This is a genomic window from Bifidobacterium sp. ESL0798 (genome assembly GCF_029395415.1).
Taxonomy (GTDB): domain Bacteria; phylum Actinomycetota; class Actinomycetes; order Actinomycetales; family Bifidobacteriaceae; genus Bifidobacterium.
The window spans coordinates 1,559,115-1,578,837 of record NZ_CP113914.1 but is presented as its reverse complement, the minus strand read 5'-3'; the positions used below and the strand labels follow the sequence as shown (position 1 = coordinate 1,578,837).

Below are 19,723 nucleotides of genomic sequence, written 5' to 3'. Positions count from 1 at the left end.
TCCCGAACATTGTATATCCCGCCCTCCAACACGTCAGTTGAAGTAAATAGGGGATACGTGAAGAACTTTGAGGAATGGCTGAAGAAAGTCGATTATTCGGAGGCTAGACAGCACTTTGATGAGGGCTGGGACGAAGCGCTCAAGGCGCTGCCGGGGCTCGATCCGAACGACACCAGTGCCCAGGCCGGCGAATACGAGGCCGCTGACGACGGCAAGCCGCTGCCGAAGATCGCTCCGGTCGACTTGGGACCCATCCACGTTCAGACGCCGGTGGTGCTCTCTCCGATGGCCGGTGTGACCAACTGGCCGTTCCGCTCGATCTGCCGCGCCTACGGGCCCGACGGGCTCTATGTCGCAGAAATGGTTACCGCGCGGGCGCTGGTGGCCCGCAATCCCAAGGCGCTGCGCCTCTGCCGGTTCGCCCCTACTGAGAAGATTCGTTCCTTGCAGCTCTACGGAGTCGATCCCAACATCACCGCGCAGGCCGCGCGCATGGTCGTCGACGGCAAGTTGGCCGACCATGTCGACCTGAACTTCGGCTGCCCGGTGCCCAAGGTCACCAAGCGCGGGGGAGGGTCGGCGCTGCCGTGGAAAATCGACCTGTTCCGCGAGCTCATCCACCGTGTGGTCGAAGTGTGCCGTGATGCCAATATACCGGTGACCGCCAAGATTCGCGTCGGTATCGACGCCGACCATACCACGTTCCTCGATGCCGCCCGCATCGCCGAGGACGAGGGCTGCGCCGCAGTGACCCTGCACGCCCGCACCACCGCCGAATATTATGGTGGTCACTCCGATTGGAGCCGTATCGCCGAGCTCGTCCAAGCCGTTGATGTTCCCGTGTTCGGCAACGGCGACATCTGGGGAGCCGAAGATGCGCTGGAAATGGTGCGCCAGACCGGTTGCGCCGGCGTCGCCATCGGTCGTGGCTGCCAGGGCCGTCCGTGGATTTTCTCGGACATCAAGCATGCGTTCGCCGGTAGTGACGAACGGTTCAGCCCGACTCTGGGCGGGGTCTTCAAAATCATCATGGCCCACGGCCAGTTGCTGCGGCTCTTCTATGACGGTGACGAAACGATGGCCGTGCACGACCTGCGCAAGCATATCGCCTGGTATCTCAAAGGATTCCCGGTAGGCGGATCGACCCGTCGAGCATTCATGGAATCGGAGACCTTGGACGATGTCAGAACGGTGATGGACCGGCTCGACCCCACCGTCGAATATCCGGAACGTGTCACCGATAAGCCCCGCGGACGTGTTCGCTACGCGAAAAAGGTTCATGTCCCATACGGTTGGTTCGATTCGCGCACCACGACCCACGAAGAGCGCGAGCGGCTGTTCGGCGATGACCCGATGGACGCCAGCTACTGATTCGGATTCCGTTAACAATCAGTGCGGTTGAGTGGCGGAGTGGAGATATACGATGTTCGGGACGCTCCGGGCTGAGCCGTTTCGCAGACAGTCCTGTGGGCTGTCTGTAGGCGAAGTGAGTGCGACGTATCGAGCGCGAAAGCAAAATCTCTGATTTTGCAGGCCGTGTCTTACGCCCGAACATCGCATATCTCCACTCCGCCACGTCAGTCGTATATCCATATCGAGATTTCGAATACAATCATAAAAAATAAAAAATATGCGGTACACCCCGGGAAATAGTCTTAATATAGGCGTGTTCTGCGATAGAGTAATAGGCATAACCGTGAAGTGACAGGAGACTATGGTGAGCGAGATTGCCCAAAATGACAATTTCAACGATAAGACGAGTATCAAGGTAGTCGGGGTTGGTGGCGCCGGTGGTAACGCCGTCAATCGCATGATTGCCGAAGGCTTGCAGAATGTTGAATTTGTAGCGATTAATACCGATGCGAAAGATCTGCTCCGCAGCGACGCGGATGTCAAGATTTCCTTGAGCGACCATTCCAGCCGTGGGCTCGGGGCTGGGGCCGACCCGGAAAAGGGCGCCAAGGCCGCGCAGGATCATCAGTCGGATATCGAAGAGGCGCTCAAGGGCGCCGATATGGTCTTCGTCACCTGCGGTGAAGGCGGTGGCACCGGTACCGGTGCAAGTCCCATCGTCGCTCGTGCGGCGCATCAGCAGGGCGCCTTGACCATCGCGGTGGTCACCCGTCCGTTCGCTTTCGAAGGCCCGCAGCGTGCGGCTTCGGCAAAGCTCGGCATCGAAAACCTGCGCAAGGAAGTCGATGCGCTGATCGTCATTCCCAACGATCGTCTCCTCGAGCTTTCCGACAAGACCATCGGCATCGTCGATGCCTTCAAGACGGCCGATACCGCACTTTTGGCCGGCGTGCAGGGCATCACCGATCTCATCACGATGAACTCCTACATCCACGTCGATTTCTCCGACGTCACCGCCATCCTGCGCGGTGCAGGCACGGCGCTCTTCGGCATCGGCTCGGCCCGCGGCGAGGACCGCGCCACCCAGGCCGCCGAGATCGCCATCAGCTCCCCGTTGCTCGAAGAGAGCATCGAGGGCGCTCACGGTGCGCTGATCAACATCGCCGGTCCCACCGACCTGAAGTTGCAGGAAGCCAGCGACGCCACCGAGCTGGTGCGCAAGGCCATTCACCCTGAAGCCCAGATTATCTGGGGTCTTGCCCTGGACGATGCCTATGGCGACGAGGTTCGTGTCACCGTCATCGCCGCCGGCTTCGACACCGACGGCAAGAAGGACGCCGAGAATCTGGATACGGTCTCAACGTCAACGGAATCTGCAGGCCACGGCTTTGAAACCGAATCGCAGACCCCGCTGGTGCGTCACGTGCCCGATTTGGACACCCCGACCGTCGCGCATACCCCGGAAGCCAATCCGTATGATGATTCAGATGAATCGTCCTCACCTGACGATCCCGGCGATCTCGATATCCCCGATTTCCTGCGCTAAAAAGTAGACGAAAGGATTGTTATGGCTGGATATATGAAAAAGGCGATGTCATATCTCGGCATGGCTGACGTCGTTGATGACGATGACGACGAAACGCAGGAAACCGAAGACACCGCACTCTCCGATTTCGATTCGGACACCACGGTCACGCCTATCACTCCGCAAACGACTCCGGCAGCCCGCAGCCAGGATAGTGCGTCCTCGACGCGAACCGCCAAGCCTTTCCCTACAGGCCGTATCAACCGTATCACCACGATTCATCCCAAGACCTATGATGAAGCCCAGAAGGTCGGTCGCGCCATACGAGACGGCATTCCCGTGGTCTTGAATCTCACCGGCGTCTCGGAAGCCATCGCCTACCGGATCGTCGATTTTTCGGCAGGCGTGGTCTTCGGTGTCCGCGGGTCGCTGGAACGAGTCACTCCAAGGGTCTTCCTGCTGAGTCCCGCGCAGGTCAACATCAAGGTGGACCAGTCCTCATCCGATGAATCCGAAGACGACCTGTTCTGAGGTGTTATGCTTTCCATTCTCCTGTATCTGATCAAGTGGCTCATCGGCGTTTATGAGACAGTGCTTTTTATCAGGGTGCTTATCGACTGGGTGTTCGTGCTGATGCCACGTTGGCGTCCGGGTCGCGTGATCGGGTCGATCGTCAACGTCTTCTATGTGCTGACCGACCCGCCGTTGCGCTGGTTGCGCCGCTACATCCCGGTCATCCGTATGGGTAACGGTGGATTGGACGTCACCCCGATGGTTTTATGGTTCATCTTGGCAGTGGTGGAATTCATCATCTAGTTTTCGATTTTCGAGGGAGAATTCCACTTCCTCATGGAGAAAGGCCATATTATGGCGTTGCTGACGGCACAACAAGTAAGCAATAAGGCGTTCCAGGTAGTGCGTTTCAAGGAAGGCTATGATGTCGGGGAAGTCGATGATTTCCTCGATCAGGTCGCCGACACCCTGACCGCGCAGCAACAGCGGATTTCGTATCTTGAGGGCCAGCTTGGCGCGGGTGCTTCTTCCGCTGGCCAGGTCTCCGGTATGGGGGCCGGCGCGCAGGGCTTCGTACCGGACATCTCATCGTCTTCGTCATATTCTTCTTCGACCGATTCGCAAGCCACACCAGGCAATGACAGGTTCTCATCCTCGCAACAGGTTTCATGGGAACAATAAACATAAAATAAGTATCTTGGAGAGATTGTGAGACCTTCGGGTACACTGCGTAGTGTAGGATTTGTATAAGAGTCCAAAAATCAGAGGCATTATGCCCAAAGTGAGGTGTAAAAGTTTATGGCACTGTTAACGCCGAAAGATATCAGGGAACATGCCTTCCAAACCGTGCGTTTTAAAGAAGGATACGATGTCGAAGAGGTCGATGACTTCCTCGATCAGGTCACCGAGACCGTAGAAGCTCTCGGCAAGCAGGCCATGGCGAACGGCAACGGTCAGTCGACGCAGTCGCTCGGACCGGATGTCAGCAAGCTCAATTCCAAGATTTCCGACCTGACCAGCCAGGTACAGACCCTGAGCCGCGAGAACCAGACTCTGAAGACGGCGGCAAGCCAGCAGAACACCGCCAATCAGCCCGGCGCAAGTGTGGATGCCTCCAAGCTCGCCGAGGCCGAGGAAAGCAACCGTGCCTTGGCCGAGCAGAACAAGCAGCTGAAGGATCAGGTTGACCGCCTGAACTCCCAGATCGATCAGCTCACCGCCCAGGCGGCCCAGGCTGCGGGCAAGAAGGACATCGGCAACCAGCTCGCCGCGGTCCAGCACGAGCGCGATGAATTCCGCAACGGCAACGAAAAGCTTTCCCGTGAGCTGGAGCAGGCCAAGAAGCAGCTCTCCAACGCCAGTCAGCAGACCAAGCAGCTGCAGGATCTCTCCCGCCAGCTTGAGGAATCCAAGCAGCGTGAGAACCAGCTGCGTGCCCAGGTCTCCAAGATCGAGCCGAACACCGAGACCGGCAGCCTCCAGAAGATCGCGGGGGCAGCTGCCGGGGCTTCCAGCGAGCCCGAGCGCGCGACCGCTATGCTGACGCTCGCCATGCAGCTGCACGATCAGTACGTGGACAAGGGCAAGGCCAAGGCCAAGGAGATTACCGACGCCAGCCAGAGCAAGTATCAGGAGCTGGTCAGCAAGGCCAACGATTATTCGACCCGCACCCGCAGCGAATCCGACGAGTACGCCAAGCAGACCCGCGGCAAGGCCGAGGAATATTCCAAGCAGACCCGCGCTGATGCCGATACGTATGCGCAGAAGACCCGCACCGCCGCTGACGATTATTCCACCCAGAAGCATTCCTCTGCCGATACCTATGAGGCCGAGGTCCAGCGTCGCGCCGGCGAATATGACCAGAAGACGCGTGCCGCTGCCGAGACCTATGCTCAGCAGGTGCGCGACAACCTCGCATCCCAGTCCAAGGTCATCGAGTCGAATATTCAGAGCCTCAAGCAGTTCGAGACCGAATACCGTACCCGCCTGACCGAGTTCCTGGGTCAGCTTGTCTCCCAGGTAAGCGATACGAATACATACAACAAGATGGAAGAACCCAAGGACTGATTCGGCCATCGATATGAAGAAGGTATCTCCTCAACGGCCGCGCAATCGTGTGGCCGTTTTCGCTATCGTTGCGCTCTTGGCGCTGTTGGCCGACCGGCTGACCAAACTGTGGGCGCAGGCCGCACTGGCCGACGGCAGGACTGTCGTCATCATCCCCAGGGTTCTGTGTTTGACGTTGCTGCGCAATCCCGGGGCGTCGCTGGGGATGGGCTCGTCGGTCACTTGGCTGATTTCCTGCTTGGCGTTCGTGGCCTGCGTAGTGTTGGCCTATCTGTCATTGACCAGGACCTCACTATGGTGGACGGCTGCGCTGACGTTGGCGTTCGCCGGGGCGTTCGGCAATCTCATCGACCGTGTTGTTTTCGCCCATGGGTTCCTCAACGGTTCGGTGGTGGATTTCCTGAACTACGGCTGGTCTGTCGGCAATGTGGCCGATATAGAGCTTGCAATCGCCGCGGTGCTTATCGTTCTTCTTCTCTTGGCGAACGTGCCATTTGGCGATCAAGAAAGCGACGATAGTCAGGATGCCGCAAAAGAACCGGCCGGAAGCGTCGAGAGCAGGGGAGCGGACAGCCGATGAGCCGACTGGTACCTGCCCCGGATGCTTTGATCGGCAAGCGATTCGATGTTGCCGTCGCCAAGATGCTTGGTGTCTCGCGTTCCAAAGCCGTCGAATTCATCGAAGCCGGTGAAGTGTCCGTATTGCAAAGGAGCATTTCGAAATCGGGAACGTTGGCCAGCGGCGATACCGTCGAATTCGATATCGTCGAGCCTGATCCCGAACCTGAACCGCTGGCAGAAGGCATGGCCGTCGTCTATGAGGATGACGATATCGTTGTGGTCGACAAGCCGGTCGGTGTCGCCGCGCACGCTTCCGCAGGTTGGACGGGCCCTACGGTGTTGGGCAGTCTGCTGGCCCGAGGAGTGCATATCACCTCTATGGGGGCTCCCGGCAGGCAGGGCATTGTCAGCAGGCTGGATGTCGGCACCAGCGGGCTTATGCTGGTTTGCAAATCCGATCTGGCCTATCGTGAAATGCGCCGCCAATTCGCCAATCATGAAGTGACCAAAATCTACCATGCCTTGGCTCAGGGCAACTTGACCCACGACAAGGCGACCATCGAGGCCCCTATCGGACGTGCCAAGGTCTCGGATTTTCGTTTTACCGTCACGCCGCTTGGCAAAAAGGCGATCACGCATTTCGATGTGTTGGAACGGTTCAGCGAGGCGACGCTGGTGAGCGTCAACCTTGAGACGGGCCGTACCCACCAGATCCGCGTGCATTTCTCGTCCATCGGCCATCCGCTGGTAGGTGACCCGATGTACGGGGCCAATCCCGTATTCGCGCAACGTCTGGGGCTGACCCGCCAGTGGCTGCATGCGATGCGTCTGGAGTTCAGGCATCCTCGTACCCACTTACACACCGTGGTGCAGTCTCGGTATCCCGCCGATCTGCAGCACGCCCTCAATGCCGTGCGTGAGGACAAACGCGAAAAAGAATAAATGCGGCAAAAGCGTATAACCTCAAAATGATTCGCTGAAGGCTTTCCGGGTCTCGCCGGCTCGGTATCGTGGAGACCATGGCCAATTCCGGAAATTTTGTTCAGTTGCATAACCACACGCATTATTCGTTGCTCGACGGTGCGTCCAAGATTCCCGACCTGATCAACCGTGCCAAAGAACTTGAAATGCCGGCCATCGGTATCACCGACCACGGCAATATGCACGGTGCCTACGAGATGTGGAGCAACGCCGTAAGCGCCGGTATCAAGCCGATCATCGGCATCGAAGCCTACGTCACCCCCGAAACGTCGAGGACCGACAAGACCCGTGTGCACTGGGGGACAGAAGCCCAACGAAGCGATGACGTCTCCGGTGGCGGCTTCATCACCCACATGACCCTTTGGGCCGAAAACGACGAGGGGCTGGTCAACCTGATGAAGGCCTCGTCCGTGGCCAATCTGGAAGGCCGCGTCGGCAAGTGGCCCCGCATGGATTACGAGGTTCTGGAACGCTACCACAAGGGTGTCATCGGCACCTCCGGCTGCCCCTCCGGCATCATCCAGACCCGCCTGCGCCTGGGGCAGTACAAAGAGGCCTTGCGCGCCGCGCACCAGCTGCAGGATATCTTCGGGCGCGATAATTTCTATATCGAGCTGATGGACCACAATCTCGAGATCGAGAAACGTGTTTCCACCGACCTGCTCAAGATCGCAAAAGATCTCGGTGCCCCTATCATCGCCACCAACGATTCCCATTACGTCCACGAGGCCGATCGCGGTTCGCAGGATGCGATGCTCTGCATCAATTCCGGTTCGCATCTGGATGACCCGAACCGCTTCAAATTCGACGGTTCCGGCTACTACATCAAGTCGGCCGAGGAAATGCGCGAGCTGTTCCGCGACCTGCCCGAGGCCTGCGACAACACGCTGGAAGTGGCCGAACGCTGCAACGTCATGTTCGACGACCACGAGGACGGCGCGTTCATGCCGCTCTTCGACTGCCCGGAAGGCTGGGACGAGACCTCGCTTTTCCTTCACGACGTGCAGGCCGGTCTTGAGAAACGCTACGACGGCAATGTGCCCGACGACGTGCGCCGCCAGGCCGACTACGAATGCGGCGTGATCTGCCAGATGCAGTTCTGCGGCTACTTCCTTGTCGTCTCCGACTACATCAACTGGGCCAAGACCCACGGCGTGATGGTCGGCCCCGGCCGTGGATCGGCGGCAGGCTCGATGGTGGCCTACGCCATGGGCATCACCGAACTCGACCCGTTGAAGCACGGTCTGATTTTCGAACGCTTCCTCAACCCCGAGCGTGTCTCGCTGCCTGATATCGATATCGATTTCGACCCCGAGGGCCGCCAGAAGGTGCTCGATTACGTGGCCGACAAATACGGTCATGACAAGGTGGCGCAGTGCGTCATCTACGGCACCATCAAGACCAAGCAGGCCCTGAAGGATTCCGCGCGCATCATGGGCTACGAGTTCTCGGTCGGCGACCGCATCGTCAAGGCGTTGCCACCGAGCAAGAACGGCAAGGACGCGAGCTTGAAGGAGATGTTCGACCCGACCAGCAAGAAGTATGCCGAGGCGCGCGAGTTCCGTGAGCTTTACGATTCGGATCCGGACGCCAAGCGCATCACCGAACAGGCCAAGGGCATCGAGGGCCTGATTCGTCAGACCGGTGTGCACGCCTGCGCCACCATCATGTCGGCCACGCCGATCACCGATACCTCGCCGTTGCTGGAACGCACCGACGGCACGGTGACCACGACCTTCGAATACCACACCTGCGAAACGCTGGGGCTGGTCAAGAACGACTTCCTCGGCCTGTCCAACTTGACGGTCATCCGCGATACGCTGAAAAACATCGAGCTCAACGGCAAAAAACCCATCGACTACACCAAGATTCCGTTGGACGATAGGCCGACCTACGACCTCTTAACACGAGGCGACACTCTCGGCGTCTTCCAGCTCGATGGCGACGGCATGCGCGCGCTGCTCAAAAGCCTCAAACCCGATAACTTCAACGATATTTCGGCATTGATCGCCCTTTATCGCCCGGGCCCGATGGATGTGGATTCCCACAACAACTACGCCAAGCGCAAGAACGGCCTGCAGCCGATCACCCCGATCAACGACGAGGTGGCCGAGGCGCTCGCCCCCGTCCTCGACGAGACCTACGGCCTGATCGTCTATCAGGAGCAGGTGCAGTCCGCGGCGCGAATACTGGCCGGTTACTCGCTCGGCCGAGCAGATGTGCTGAGGCGAGCGATGGGCAAGAAAAAGCCCGAGGTGCTGGCCAAAGAGCAGGTGCCGTTCTTTGAAGGCATGAAGGAGCATGGCTACTCGCGCAAGGCCGCACAGGACGTCTGGGACATCTTCGTGCCCTTCGCCGGCTACGCGTTCAACAAGGCCCATTCCGCCGCCTACGGCCTGATCTCCTACTGGACCGCCTATCTCAAAACCCACTATCCGGTTGAATTCATGGCCGCCCTGCTGCAGAACGAACGCAGCAACAAGGACAAGACCGCGCTCTACCTCGGCGAGGCGAGGCGCATGGGCATTAAGGTGCTGCCGCCGGATGTCAACGAATCCCGGCTCGAATACGCGCCTGTCGGCGACATCATCCGCTTTGGCCTGGGCGCCATCCGCAATGTCGGCGACAAGGCCGTGCAGGACATCATCGCCGAACGCGAGACCAAACGCGGCAAGTTCGTCAACTTCATGGACTTCATCCGCCGCGTGCCGCTGACCGCGCTCAACAAGCGTCTTGTCGAATCGCTGATCAAGGCCGGCGCCTTCGACTCCATCGACCCGAACCGCCGCGCCCTCTTCCAGATTCACGAACCCGCCATCGACTCGGTGGTGAGCCTCAAGCGCAAGCAGGCCGAAGGACAGTTCGATCTGTTCAGCGATCTGGGTTCCGACGGCGATGACGGCGGAGCTGGAGCGGACGCGATGGGGGACGCCCAGGTCAGCGTTCCCGATATCGAGGAATGGGACAAGAAGACCAAACTCAACTTCGAGCGCGAGATGCTCGGACTCTACGTCTCCGACCACCCGCTTTCCGGCATGGCGTCGGTGTTGAACAGCCTGCGCGACATGTCCATCGCCCAGCTGATCAACAGTGCGCCGAAGATGGACGACCGGCAGCAGGTCACCATCGCCGGACTCATCACTTCCGTTGACAGGCGTGTCTCCAAGAAGGGCAATCCCTGGGCCATCGTCACCATCGAAGACATGGAAAGCTCCATCCAGTGCATGTTCTTCGGACGCGCCTATACGTCGGCCGCCGAATCGATGGCCGTTGACGAGGTGGTCCAGATCCGCGGGCAGATCGAGCTGCGCGACGAGACGGTGAGCTTGCGGGCCAACGAAATGGAAGTGCCGAACCTGGTGGACGAAGACGAACGCCCGTTGGTGCTTACCTTGCCGCAGACCGCGCTGAATCGTTCGCATGTCATGCATCTGGGGCAGATACTCACCAATCATCCAGGGGTCTGTGAGGTGAAGCTGGCAATCATGGATTCCAACGGCAATGCCCAGGTACTCACGTTCGGTGACCGGTTCCGCGTCAAACGGGATACATCGCTGTTCGCCGAAATCAAGATTCTTTTCGGCCCCAGGTGCCTACCTGCGTCGTAGATTTCGCTATGGTTGGCGGTGCTTCATTGAGCATGCCAATCATCTCGTTCGATGGCCTTTTGGCATGCCAAGAGGCTTTCTTGTAGCGGTTTCTGGCATAATATACACGATTTACTGTAATGCAACGAACCAAATGGGCAATCGGTCTCAGAATGTGAGTTGTGTCTCATGCTGAGACGTTGTGCCGAATACGATTACAGGTATGGATAATCAAACTATGCGAATTATCGATCTGCGCGGAAAGCGCCTCACACGCGCGCAAATGCTGGAGGCCATGCCTCGTGCCGAAATGGGCACGAACGAAGCCAGCAGCGCTGTGCGCCCTATTCTCGATGATGTCAAGGCCCGTGGAGCTGCGGCCTTGCGTGATTTCGAGGAGAAGTTCGATCATATTCGCCCGCACCATCTGCGCGTGCCCGTCGAGGCGATGCAAAGCGCGCTGGAAGAGCTGGATCCGGAGGTTCGCGCCGCCATCGAGGAATCGGTGCGTCGTATCCGCAAGGTTTGCGCCTCGCAGGTGCCGAAAGATTTTTATACCGATCTGGCCGAGGGCGCACGTGTCGCTGAGCGCTGGATTCCCGTCGAACGCGTTGGTCTCTACGTGCCCGGCGGCAAGGCGGTCTATCCTACTTCCGTGATCATGAACGCTGTGCCGGCCCAGGTTGCGGGCGTCTCCTCTCTCGCCATCGCCACGCCTCCGGCAGCCGATAACGACGGTCTGCCGAACAAGACCATCCTCGCCACCTGCGCCATTCTCGGCGTCGACGAGGTCTACGCGGTCGGCGGGGCACAGGCCGTTGCCATGTTCGCCTACGGCGCCAACGGCAGCGAACCGCAGGACGGCGAAGTGCTGTGCGAACCGGTCGACAAGATCACCGGTCCCGGCAACATTTTCGTGGCCACGGCCAAATCGATGGTCTCCGGCATCGTCGGTATCGACGCGGTGGCAGGACCCACCGAAATCGCGATCCTTGCGGACAAGACCGCCAATCCGAGCTGGGTGGCCGCCGACCTGATCGGTCAGGCCGAGCACGACGAGCTGGCCGGTTCAGTGTTGATCACCGACAGCGAGGAACTCGCCAAGAAGACGCAGGAAAGTCTCGATTACCGCGTGCCGCGCACCATGTCGCACGAACGCGTCGCCACGTCGCTGACCGGACGTCAGTCCGGCATCATCCTGACCGATGGGCTTGACCAGTCGGTGGATGCCGCCAACGCCTACGCCGCCGAGCACTTGGAGATTCAGACCGCCAACCCCGATGAGGTCGTGCCGCGCATCAAGAACGCCGGCGCCATCTTCCGCGGTCCGTATTCGCCGGTCCCGCTGGGTGATTACATGTCCGGTTCCAACCACGTGTTGCCCACTGGCGGCACTGCCCGCTTTGCCTGCGGTCTGGGGGTGCACACCTTCATGAAGCCGGTCGAGGTCATCGAATACGACGAGCAGGGCCTGAAGCCTTTGGCATCGCTGATCAACGCCTTCGCTGTTTCCGAGGACCTGCCCGCCCACGGCGAGTGCGTGCTGAGCCGCTTCGTCGACGATCCTTACGACAAGGCCACCTTGAAGGAACAGGAACGCAAGGCCGGTCTGCGCAAGTAGGTCATTTCATTTTCGGCCTCGGGTTCGGCGGTCTGAAGCCGCTGACCTGAGGCTATTGAAATTATCGGGAGGAAACCGGATATGATCGCCTATACGCATGAGCGGAGCATCACTGCCGAGCAGCTTGCTGCTGTATTCGATCGATCCGGAATCCATCGGCCGACCAAGGATTTGGCCAGGTTACAGAAAATGCTCGACCATGCCGATGTCTTATGGACGGCGTGGGACGGTGGGCGTCTTGTCGGTGTGGCACGCGCCCTGACCGATTTCAGCTACGCCTGCTATCTCTCGGATCTGGCGGTCGACAAGGATTATCAGCGTCAGGGCATCGGCTCCGGACTGGTGGACGGACATCGTCGTCAGCTTGGACCGGATGTTTCGTTGGTGTTACTGGCCGCGCAAAGTGCAATGGAATACTATTCAAAACTGGGTTTTGACCATATCAGCAACGCGTTCTCAATCGCAAGACGGCCTTTTTAGAGTAAACAGGATTCACGCAGGATTGCCATATGATTGCGGTAAAGGCCGATGAGGATAAAAAGTTAAGGGGAACATCATGACCAATTCGATTCCACGGGATCTGCCGCTGCGAAATGACCTGATCGGCGAGGTGCCGTATGGTGCGCCGCAGCTCGACGTACCGGTGTGCCTGAACGTCAACGAAAACCCGTACCAGCCCGCGCCGGCGGTGGTCGATGAAATCGCCGAGGACGTCCGTAGGATCGCTCCGAGCTTAAACCGTTATCCCGACCGCGAGCATACCGCGCTGCGTCAGGCCTTTGCAGATTATCTCGAACGCGAGTCGGGTGTGAAGCTCGGCGTCGGGCAGCTGTGGGGCGCCAACGGCAGCAATGAGATCATGCTCCAGCTCTTCCAGGCCTTCGGCGGGCCGGGTCGCAAGGCGTTGGGCGCGGACCCCACCTATTCGATGTACCCCGAATATGCGCGCGACACGTTCACACGTTGGGTCACGGTTGATCGCAATCCCGATTTCTCGCTCAATCTTGAGGCTTTGCTTGCGGCGATGGAACGCGAACAGCCGTCGATCATACTGCTGACCAGCCCGAACAACCCGACCGGCACCATTCTGCCGCCCGATCAGCTTGAGGCGGTGCTTAAGGCCGCACAAAACGCCAAGGTGGATGGCGCTGCAGCCGGCGTGCACCCTGTGGTCGTGGTGGACGAGGCCTACATCGAATTCCGCACTCCCGGCACGCCGAGTGCGCTTGAACTGCTGGCTGGTTACCCGAACCTTGCGGTGAGCCGCACCATGAGCAAGGCCTTCGCTTTCGCCGGCGCTCGTGTGGGCTATCTGGCCGCGGCACCCGGCATCATCGATTGCGTGCGCATCGTGCGCATGCCCTACCATCTTTCCGCCGTCACCCAGGCCACGGCGCTCGCGGCGTTGAAACACACCGACGAGCAGTTGAGCCAGGTTGAGCATCTTCGTAAGACACGCGAAGCGACCGCCGCATGGCTGAAAACGCAGACCTGGCATGGCAAGCCGATCCGGGTGGCGGATTCGCAATCCAACTTTGTTCTCTTCGGCGGAGCGTTTGAAGACCGGGAACGTATTTTCGACGAACTGTTGAAACGTGGCGTCCTCATCCGCGTGGTCGGGCCTGCCGGTTGGCTGCGTGTGTGCATGGGCACCGACGAGGAGATGACCCGCTTCCGTGAGGCATTGACGCAGGTGCTGGCACAGCTTGAAAACGAATAATCGTTGTTTCGTTTGGTGATTCCGTCACGTTGAATCCATTTTCCGCATAACCGCTGTGATTCAAGTGAGTTTCGCTTGACTTTGTAATGAATTATGATGGTATGAGCGTTGCGTTGTGTACAGCGACAAAGGAGTGGATATGGCGAGAGCGGCTACGATAGTACGCGAAACCAGCGAATCCAAGGTGGAGTTGAGCTTGAATCTTGATGGCACCGGAAAAACCGACATCGACACCTCGGTGCCTTTTTATAATCATATGATGACCGCGCTCGGCAAGCATTCGTTGATTGACCTCAAGATTCGTGCAAGCGGCGATACCGACATCGACGTGCACCACACTGTCGAGGACACGGCCATCGTCTTCGGAGAAGCGCTGAAGCAAGCTCTGGGCGACAAGCGGGGCATCCGCAGGTTCGCCGACGCCACCGTGCCGCTTGACGAGGCGCTCGCCCGTGCCGTGGTCGACATCTCCGGGCGTCCCTACGCTGTGTGCACCGGAGAACCGGCAGGGTTCGAATACGCGATGATCGGCGGCCATTTCACCGGTTCGTTGGTGCGTCACGTTATGGAATCCATTGCCTTCCACGCCGACCTCTGCCTGCATATGCAAGTGCTTGCCGGCCGCGATCCGCACCATATCGCCGAAGCCGAATTCAAAGCACTGGCCCGCGCACTGCGGTTTGCGGTCGAACCCGATCCGCGCATCGCCGGCATCATTCCCAGCACGAAAGGGGCGCTGTGATGAACGAACGCAGCGATGACAACGAGCAAAACAACCATTTCGATGGTTTCGACAATTCCAACGACGAAAACGGCGGGTTGTTCAGCGATGAGGAGCTTGAAGCGGCACTGGCCGGTTTCGAAAAGGAATTCGCGGATGACCCTGACGGCAAGGATGCTGACAACAACGACGGGACGGATTCCGACGGCTTAGACCTTGACGATGACGATTCCGGCGATACTCGAGGCAGCGGCTCCGACATGCAGTTCGGCGCTGCGAATGCCGGTGCGTATGGAGCGGGCGACGCCTCCGGGCAATCCGACCGTAAGATTACCGATGAGCTTGAGAAGATGGACTTTGACGAGGAGCTCGAAGGACTTCTCGGCAACCGTGCCAAGGTGGCCGTGCTCATTACCAGGCTGATTTCGGCGGAACTGCTTGCCGCATTCTGCCAGATCGCCGATATCTCCGCCGATTGCATTGCCGATGAGAACGGTGCCGTCGCCATTTTGCACAATCTCGACGGCGATGCGCCCGAAGGAGCCGCAAGGGATCTGACGAGCGTGGTCAACGGCATGCCGGCCGTGCTCTCGGTCAACCGTGCGGACAAGCTTGTCTCCACCCTGTACATGGGAGGGGAGCCGGGCCAGCAGTTCGCGCCCCCGGTGCTTTTCGCCACCACGCCCAAATGCGTCGAAGACCTGATGCTGGGCATCACCGACGTCTCTAGGCTCAAAGAGCAGGGCGAGCATATTGTGATGACTGCTGATTTCGACCGTAAGAAGGCCATGGGAGTGATTGCCGACCATACGCGTTCGCGTGGGCGCGGCAAACCCGATATCGAGTAGGGCTTTGAGCTGGGCGAAGCATAACCCAACGGTGTGCCGCGCAGGAGATGTCGGCAGCGAACCCGGCCGATCCGTTTCGCATGGTGAATGATTCTGATGTGCTGCAAGAATCTGGACGATACTTGAGATATCCGGACAAGTCCATGGAAACGAGGAATGACAATGACCGCAGTGGTGGTGTTCGATTACGGCTTCGGCAATGTACGCTCGATGATGCGCGCACTGGCCCATATCGGTCTTGAGCCGACCCTGACCAGCAATCACCGTCAGGCACTTGAGGCCGATGGGCTTGTAGTGCCCGGTGTCGGTGCGTTCGCGGCATGTATGGACGGTCTCAAAGCCGTTGGCGGCGACCGAACCATTATCGAGCGTCTCAAGGCGGGGCGGCCGGTGCTGGGCGTGTGCGTCGGCCTGCAGATCATGTTCGCGCAAGGCAGCGAAGGCGGAACGGTTGCGAAGGGCCTTGGCGTCATCGACGGCAGTGTGGACCTTCTTGACGCGGAAGTGGTGCCGCATATGGGCTGGGATACGATCAGCGTTCCCGACGATTCGGCGATTTTGCGCGGACTTGAGCATGAGCGGTTCTATTTCGTGCATTCGTATGCGGCAATGGGTGCTTCCATTCCGGCGAAGCCTGTCATGGGCACGAGTTTCATGGTCTCGGGAATAGATGGCTATCATGGCCATGCACAATCTTCTATTGATGATGTCGATACGCAAAAGGTCGGTTTCTGTGATTACGGACGTAGTCATTTCGTGGCGTCCTACGAGCGTGGCCCTCTTTCGGCCACACAGTTCCACCCCGAAAAATCAGGGGAGGCGGGTGCCCAGCTGCTCAAGAACTGGGCCGCGACGCTGTAACGCAGCGACTCAGTGATTCAGCGGTGCGGTAATGCGGGATTCGGAAAATGCGGAGCCTGCAAATGTGCATTATATGCTGAGCGTTGGTAGAAGGAATATGAAACTTCAATTCAAGGAGAACAATATGCTGACATTGCTTCCGGCCGTTGATGTCCGGGGTGGCAGGGCCGTGCGTTTGCGGCAGGGCAAATCCGGTTCCGAAACCGATTACGGCAGCCCTTACGAGGCGGCGCGGACATGGTTTGACGAGGGCGCGGACTGGATTCATCTGGTCGATCTCGACGCCGCGTTCGGCTCTGGCGACAACCGTTCGCGCCTGCGTGAGATCGGCGAAAAACTGGGCGGCAAGGTCCATATCGAAATGAGTGGCGGCATTCGCGATGACGTCAGCCTCGAAGCCGTCTTCGCGGCCGGGGCGGCACGGGTCAATATCGGCACCGCCGTGCTGGAAAACCCCGAATGGACCGCCGAAGTCATTAAAAAATATGGAGACAAAGTGGCCATCAGCCTCGATGTCAAAGGCCATACCCTGGCCGGCCGCGGCTGGGTGAGCTCTGGCGGCGACCTCTTCGACACCATGGCCATGCTCGATAAGGCCGGCTGCCGGCGCTACGTGGTCACGGACGTCGCCCATGACGGGATGATGGACGGGCCGAACCTGACATTGCTACGGGAGGTCGCCGAACGCACGCCGGCCCGCGTCACCGCTTCCGGCGGCATCTCGAGTCTTGATGACATCCGTGCGGTCGCGGGGCTGGAGGATATCGGCGTCGATGCCGCGATCCTCGGCAAGTCCCTTTACGCCCATGCTTTCACCCTCAAAGAGGCGCTCGCGGTTGTAGGGCAGAAGTAACGTTGGCCTCTTGAGACAGGCTTACCGGGCGGATTTGTAGGTCAAAGTCGAAAGCCGGTTTCGATATATTGCTTCGTAATAGAGTTTGTGCTGCGGGATTGAAACAGACTGGAATGCCCCTATGGCAATTCAGCGCAAATCGATAATGCGAATATTGCGAAATGAGTATTATTCTCTATTGAATATAAACATAAAAGAGTAAAAGAAAGAAGGAGTCGATGAAAGGTGCGCTTTTTGATTTGGACGGCGTGATCGCCGATACCGCCGTCTACCATTTCCAGGCGTGGCGCAAGCTGGTGCGAGACCACTTCGGCCGCGAGCTGCCGGATGCGCTGGAGGAGAAGACCAAGGGCGTCAGCCGTGTCGACTCGCTCAAGGTGATTCTGGACTATCTGGGCGTCACTGTTCCGCAGGAGCAGTTTGACGCGCTGGCCACAGAAAAGAACGAGGCGTACCGCGCTCTTCTGGCTGGCCTCACCTCGGCCGATATCCTGCCGGGCATCCCCGAACTGATCGAGCAGATGAAACAGCACGGCGTGAGGCTTTCGCTGGCCTCGGCGAGTATGAACGGGCCGTTTATCCTTGAAAAACTTGGACTTTCGGATACGTTTGACGCTATCGCCGACCCGAGCAAAGTGGCGGCAGGCAAGCCCGCTCCCGACATCTTCCTGGAGGCGGCATCCGAAATCGTCGAAAAGCCGGAAGACTGTGTGGGTCTGGAGGATTCCGTCGCCGGAATCACCGCCATCAATGCCGCCGGAGCGTTTTCGGTAGGCGTCGGCAGTCCAAACGAGCTCGGCCATGCGGAGTTGCTGGTGCCAGATACCGCTGCGTTGAAGTATGACGATATCGAAAGTGCCTTTGAACGTCGATAAGTTCGCGGAGAAATCACAAGTCAGCAATAGCAAATTGGAAACGGCGTGATTCCGCCAATTTGAAAAACCTATCTACCGACTTGTGGTTTACTCCGACCGGAAGTAGCCCGTAAGTTTAACTGGAATGTAATGTGAGGGTGAGACCATAGTAACTATGGATAAACAGCAAGAATTCGCCTTGCGTACCGTCGAGGAACGCGATGTGCGATTTATTCGTTTGTGGTTCACCGACGTGCTGGGGACGCTGAAGTCCGTGGCCATCGCCCCTGCTGAGCTCGAGGACGCGTTCGAGGAAGGTCTGGGATTCGACGGTTCCGCGATCGAGGGCATGACCCGCGTCTCGGAAGACGACATGATCGTCAAGCCCGATCCGTCGACCTTCCAGCTGCTGCCTTGGCGCGACGGGCCGCAAGGCACCGCCCGCATGTTCTGCAACATCCTGACCCCTGACGGCGAACCGTCGCTCGGCGACCCCCGCCACGTCCTGGAGCAGGAACTGGACAAGGCCAAGGAGAAGGGATTCACCTTCTACGTCCACCCCGAGATCGAGTTCTATCTTTTCCAGCAACAGGATGACTGGGGGGTGCCGCCAACTCCCGTCGACTACGGCACCTACTTCGACCATGTGCCGCGTAGCCCTGGGATGGACTTCCGTCGCGCCGCCGTCAACATGCTCGAGCAGATGGGCATTTCCGTCGAATACTCGCACCATGAGGTCGGCCCCGGCCAGAACGAGATCGATTTGCGCTACGCCGATGCGATGGCGACCAGCGACAACATCATGACCTTCCGCACGGTGGTCAAGGAGATTTCGCTGGAACGTGGCATCCACGCCAGCTTCATGCCTAAGCCCCTGACCGACCAGCCCGGCAGCGGCATGCACACCCACCTAAGCCTCTTCGAAGGGGATTCGAACGCCTTCTACGAAGCCGGCCAGGAGTTCAACATGTCGCTGATCGCCCGCCAGTTCGCCGCGGGCATCCTCTACCATGCCCGCGAAATCAGCGCGATCACCAACCAGTACGTCAACTCCTACAAGCGGCTGTGGGGCGGCAACGAGGCTCCGAGCTACGTGTGCTGGGGCCACAACAACCGTTCCGCTCTGCTGCGCATCCCGCAGTACAAGCCCGGTAAAGGCAATTCGGCGCGTATGGAATACCGTGCGCTCGACCCGGTCGCGAACCCGTACCTCGCATTTTCGGTGCTGCTGGCCAGCGGTCTTGACGGCATCGAGCAGAAGATGACGTTAGCCGAACCCACCAGCGACGCGGTCTGGGACCTGACCGGCGCGGAACGCAAGGCCATGGGTATCGAGCCGTTGCCGGAGAGCCTCGATGAGGCGTTGAAAGTGATGGAGAAATCCGACTTCGTCGCCGGAGTCCTCGGCGAGCATGTCTTCGAATATTTCCTGCGCAACAAGCGTCAGGAGTGGAACGATTATCGTCGTCAGGTGACCCGCTACGAGCTGGAGAAGTTCCTGCCCAAGCTCTAGGAGCCGCCTCTTCTGCGGCTCCATACGAATTGCGCCATAAATAAGCCGTTGCTCGTCGGGAATGACTTAAATATGGCGTATTTTTGTTTTCCCGTCATAATTGAGCTGATGAGCGCCACTCAGAGGCTCAATTATGCCGAAAATG

At 58.9% G+C, this 19,723-nt stretch carries 18 protein-coding genes; all 18 read left to right on the top strand.

The window, feature by feature from the left end; translation table 11 throughout:
- Positions 1–57: 57 nt before the first annotated feature.
- The 18 genes from dusB (at position 58) to glnA (ending at position 19,578) form a co-directional block, all read left to right on the top strand.
- Positions 58–1,371: a tRNA dihydrouridine synthase DusB gene (gene dusB / locus OZX74_RS06615; protein ID WP_277156157.1), complete on the top strand. Its 1,314-nt coding sequence runs from the start codon at positions 58–60 to the stop codon at positions 1,369–1,371.
- A 343-nt stretch (positions 1,372–1,714) separates the two neighbouring features.
- Positions 1,715–2,899: a cell division protein FtsZ gene (ftsZ, locus tag OZX74_RS06610; protein WP_277156156.1), complete on the top strand. Its 1,185-nt coding sequence runs from the start codon at positions 1,715–1,717 to the stop codon at positions 2,897–2,899.
- Positions 2,900–2,920: 21 nt separating this feature from the next.
- On the top strand, positions 2,921–3,409 hold the full coding sequence (locus tag OZX74_RS06605; RefSeq protein ID WP_277156155.1) for a cell division protein SepF: 489 nt from the start codon (positions 2,921–2,923) through the stop codon (positions 3,407–3,409).
- 6 nt (positions 3,410–3,415) lie between these two features.
- A complete protein-coding gene (locus OZX74_RS06600) occupies positions 3,416–3,694 on the top strand; it encodes a YggT family protein (RefSeq protein WP_277156154.1) in 279 nt (92 codons plus the stop codon).
- Between the two features lie 51 nt (positions 3,695–3,745).
- Positions 3,746–4,072: a DivIVA domain-containing protein gene (locus OZX74_RS06595; RefSeq protein ID WP_277156153.1), complete on the top strand. Its 327-nt coding sequence runs from the start codon at positions 3,746–3,748 to the stop codon at positions 4,070–4,072.
- 117 nt (positions 4,073–4,189) lie between these two features.
- Positions 4,190–5,458 (top strand): DivIVA domain-containing protein, encoded by a 1,269-nt coding sequence (locus OZX74_RS06590; protein WP_277156152.1) that lies wholly within the window; start codon positions 4,190–4,192, stop codon positions 5,456–5,458.
- 13 nt (positions 5,459–5,471) lie between these two features.
- On the top strand, positions 5,472–6,038 hold the full coding sequence (locus tag OZX74_RS06585; RefSeq protein ID WP_277156151.1) for a signal peptidase II: 567 nt from the start codon (positions 5,472–5,474) through the stop codon (positions 6,036–6,038).
- Positions 6,035–6,961, top strand: coding sequence for an RluA family pseudouridine synthase (locus OZX74_RS06580; protein ID WP_277156150.1), 927 nt, complete (start codon positions 6,035–6,037; stop codon positions 6,959–6,961). Before OZX74_RS06585 ends, OZX74_RS06580 begins: the two co-directional genes overlap by 4 nt.
- 77 nt (positions 6,962–7,038) lie before the next feature.
- Positions 7,039–10,608, top strand: coding sequence for a DNA polymerase III subunit alpha (dnaE, locus tag OZX74_RS06575; protein WP_277156149.1), 3,570 nt, complete (start codon positions 7,039–7,041; stop codon positions 10,606–10,608).
- A 217-nt stretch (positions 10,609–10,825) separates the two neighbouring features.
- The gene (hisD, locus tag OZX74_RS06570) at positions 10,826–12,208 is read left to right on the top strand and encodes a histidinol dehydrogenase (protein WP_277156148.1); all 1,383 of its coding nucleotides are present in this window, start codon (positions 10,826–10,828) and stop codon (positions 12,206–12,208) included.
- 81 nt (positions 12,209–12,289) lie between these two features.
- Entirely contained in the window at positions 12,290–12,688 is a 399-nt protein-coding gene (locus OZX74_RS06565) for a GNAT family N-acetyltransferase (protein WP_277156147.1), read from the top strand.
- Positions 12,689–12,764: 76 nt separating this feature from the next.
- Complete coding sequence (locus tag OZX74_RS06560; RefSeq protein WP_277156146.1) at positions 12,765–13,928, top strand: histidinol-phosphate transaminase; 1,164 nt, start codon at positions 12,765–12,767, stop codon at positions 13,926–13,928.
- A 139-nt stretch (positions 13,929–14,067) separates the two neighbouring features.
- Positions 14,068–14,670, top strand: coding sequence for an imidazoleglycerol-phosphate dehydratase HisB (hisB, locus tag OZX74_RS06555; RefSeq protein ID WP_277156145.1), 603 nt, complete (start codon positions 14,068–14,070; stop codon positions 14,668–14,670).
- Positions 14,670–15,497: a hypothetical protein gene (locus tag OZX74_RS06550; protein ID WP_277156144.1), complete on the top strand. Its 828-nt coding sequence runs from the start codon at positions 14,670–14,672 to the stop codon at positions 15,495–15,497. The genes hisB and OZX74_RS06550 overlap by 1 nt, the downstream gene beginning before the upstream one ends.
- 162 nt (positions 15,498–15,659) lie before the next feature.
- Positions 15,660–16,358, top strand: coding sequence for an imidazole glycerol phosphate synthase subunit HisH (gene hisH, locus OZX74_RS06545; protein ID WP_277157449.1), 699 nt, complete (start codon positions 15,660–15,662; stop codon positions 16,356–16,358).
- 124 nt (positions 16,359–16,482) lie between these two features.
- Positions 16,483–17,211 (top strand): bifunctional 1-(5-phosphoribosyl)-5-((5-phosphoribosylamino)methylideneamino)imidazole-4-carboxamide isomerase/phosphoribosylanthranilate isomerase PriA, encoded by a 729-nt coding sequence (priA, locus tag OZX74_RS06540; RefSeq protein WP_277156143.1) that lies wholly within the window; start codon positions 16,483–16,485, stop codon positions 17,209–17,211.
- A gap of 218 nt (positions 17,212–17,429) precedes the next feature.
- Entirely contained in the window at positions 17,430–18,086 is a 657-nt protein-coding gene (pgmB, locus tag OZX74_RS06535) for a beta-phosphoglucomutase (RefSeq protein ID WP_277156142.1), read from the top strand.
- A gap of 154 nt (positions 18,087–18,240) precedes the next feature.
- Complete coding sequence (gene glnA, locus OZX74_RS06530; protein WP_277156141.1) at positions 18,241–19,578, top strand: type I glutamate--ammonia ligase; 1,338 nt, start codon at positions 18,241–18,243, stop codon at positions 19,576–19,578.
- Positions 19,579–19,723 lie beyond the last annotated feature (145 nt).